At 40.6% G+C, this 2,551-nt stretch carries 2 protein-coding genes and 1 pseudogene; all 3 read right to left on the bottom strand.

Annotation, left to right across the window (positions count from 1 at the left end; translation table 11 throughout):
• Nucleotides 1-320, bottom strand: a pseudogene (locus EI164_RS15625) (transposase); the annotation flags it as partial.
• Between the two features lie 62 nt (nt 321-382).
• Nucleotides 383-895 (bottom strand): YqiA/YcfP family alpha/beta fold hydrolase, encoded by a 513-nt coding sequence (locus tag EI164_RS15620; protein ID WP_192520896.1) that lies wholly within the window; start codon nt 893-895, stop codon nt 383-385.
• Nucleotides 896-1,219: 324 nt separating this feature from the next.
• Nucleotides 1,220-1,954, bottom strand: coding sequence for a hypothetical protein (locus tag EI164_RS15615; RefSeq protein WP_192520894.1), 735 nt, complete (start codon nt 1,952-1,954; stop codon nt 1,220-1,222).
• Nucleotides 1,955-2,551: the final 597 nt, after the last annotated feature.

The following is a 2,551-nucleotide window of genomic DNA, read 5'->3' as shown; positions in this document are numbered from 1 at the left end:
GTCTTTGATAAAGGCGTACCTGACTAACTGTTTCTCGCGAAGTACGCCGTCGCCTTTTTTAGTATTTCGCGTTCCTCTTCAGCCACTTTGAGCTGCCGCTTGAGCTGCTTTATTTCTTGAAGAGCACTCATAAGGTCAGGATCATATTGCTCTGTGCCGACAAGCTTGCCTTGATTGGCTTTGTTATGCCAATTTGATAGCGTTTGCATGGCAATGCCAAGCTGCTTTGCAGTGGCTGAGATATTGCCATTATTGTCTGATATCTTCTTGACGGCCTCGGCTTTAAATTCGTCACTGTAGGTTCTTACTTTCTTGGTCATGATAAACTCCGATTAATACGCTTAGTTTACCAAGTTTACCTCTACGGTTTCTTCAGCATAGCTCAAATATCACTGCTACGAGCGATGCGGTGATGACCACCTTCAAAGTAATCGACTTCCCAACTATCAGGGAGATTGACTAAAGTTCGTCTAGCAATCGCCACATCCAAACTTTCATCGTCGACTTCTACCATGACGCGCATCATCTCAGTGTTAGATGTAGGGAATGATAACTTCATATCAGCCACTGCAGGAATACGGTCAGCCAATACCTCACTTGGATAGATACAAGGCGCAATCAATAGCGCACGCAGGTTGTATTTATGGGAAAAGTGATTGGCAAACCAGCCACCAAGCGAATGCCCTGCTAATACCACTCGCGGATACTGTGTCATTTTTTCACGGATCAGCGCATCGTAAATCTCAAATACTTCTAAAAAATTGTCTCGGTAATTGACTGTTTGGCAGTATTTTGGTTCACGAGTAATACAAGTATATTTGCTGGTCTCATTACTGGAATCAAGACCATGAAAAAACAACAAAAACGTGTCATTGTTTTCGATAGGAAACATCATAAACTTCTCCTTTTTTAATTAGGGCGTGTTGAACATTCAAATATTAGGGCTGCTGATCGCTAAAATTGCACTAAACTAGGCGCAAGCCGCCGATAATGTCGAGACCTTAGCTAGGTTTGCAACAACGTTTGGGGTGATTTTAGCATCAGCCCTTCGGGGCAGTACTCTTTTTTGCCAATATATGGCGAAATTGTTTCACCTAGAATGACTAGGCATCAAAAATTTCACTGCATATTGTCTAAAAAATAGTCACTGCCAGCACCACATTTGAATGTTCAACACGCCCTATTATTTGGGTTTATGCTCAATAATTTGACTCATAAATTAAACTGGTTTTTGGCTAGCCACCTGCGCTTGGGACAAGCTCAATATCTCCTCACAAGCCTGCATTGAGATGTTTTTTGCAAAGCCTTCATCAAACCAAAAATCATAAACTGTTTGGACAATGGCTCTCACCGCTTCTGTATCTTTCGGCTTTTGCTCTTGTAATCTCATCGCAATGTCTTGTGCCTGTATGTCCGACTCACTATAGGGCGCACTCCAGCCAATACCGTAACGATAAAGCACATCATTGATCGCCAATACGAATATGGCATTTGCAATACCAAATGAACCAATAAGCCTCTCAAGCATTGCACAGCGCTCTTCATAAACGCTGACTTCTATCGGCATATCCGCTCGCTCAAACAGACAATCACAACTCACTATATGCGAAGGCCTGCCAAAATCCTCCCCTAGCAATGAATAAGTTCCTCGAATCCCGCCCTTCTCCACGACATTAAATTGCCAAATCGCATAATGAGTATCTGGCCCTTTATAGGGCACATGTATAAACCATTGCATCAGCGCATCACTGTCATAAAGAATATCAACACTGCCAATACGCACCCCCTGCTTGGGAAGTATGTCCGTGTATAAACTGTCGATATCATCACTATAGAGCGTCACTTTACGTAAGTTTTCATCACTAACATCACCCAACTTCGCCCTTGCTTGTTCTATATTTTGATAGGGTTTAAAAGGCGCTACCCATCTGAGCGTTTCATTAGTATTGTTCACAAAGTAAATGTCATCTTCATAACTGTCTACAGAAACCGTTTCGAGGTAAAATAATGGCTGTTTTCGTACTCGATCTTTTTCATCATTTGCTAGTGCCGTTATACCAGATAGCTTGTCACCAGCTAACCATTGAAAGTTATCTAATCATTTTTTCTCAAATTGACTGGTTGATGTCATCATAGTCATATCCTTATTATTTTGATTGCTTTGTCGCTGTTTTTTGCTGTTGTTATATTCTAATTACTGATTTCAAGCCAGCCGAGTCTATTCGCCATTATTTAAATGACGTCATTATCTATGGAGATAAGTAAATTAATCGGCTTGGTTTAATCTCGTATTGTAAGGATTTTTAGCCACAGCTCTTCGCTATCGCATCGCTAGTCGTTTCTCAACGCTAACGAGCTTTTTTCTACTAAGTTTTTTGTTTATTAATAAATATATTTTTTGAATTTATACAGATTGAGAAGCATTGAACGAAACGTAAATAATACCACTCGAAAAACATCGCTAAGATAGCGTATTAAAGACAACTCAGTTAAGAAGTTAGGACTTACGCAAAACCAGAGATATATTGCCAACCTAAAGCATAGCGTAGTA

This window comes from Psychrobacter sp. FME13 (assembly GCF_014861395.1).
Taxonomy (GTDB): domain Bacteria; phylum Pseudomonadota; class Gammaproteobacteria; order Pseudomonadales; family Moraxellaceae; genus Psychrobacter.
This window is presented reverse-complemented; position numbering and strand designations above follow the sequence as displayed.

What these genes read in the sequence shown, in the direction of transcription:
- EI164_RS15620 (WP_192520896.1), bottom strand. Translation starts at nt 895, where the DNA reads ATGATGTTTCCTATCGAAAACAATGACACGTTTTTGTTGTTTTTTCAT.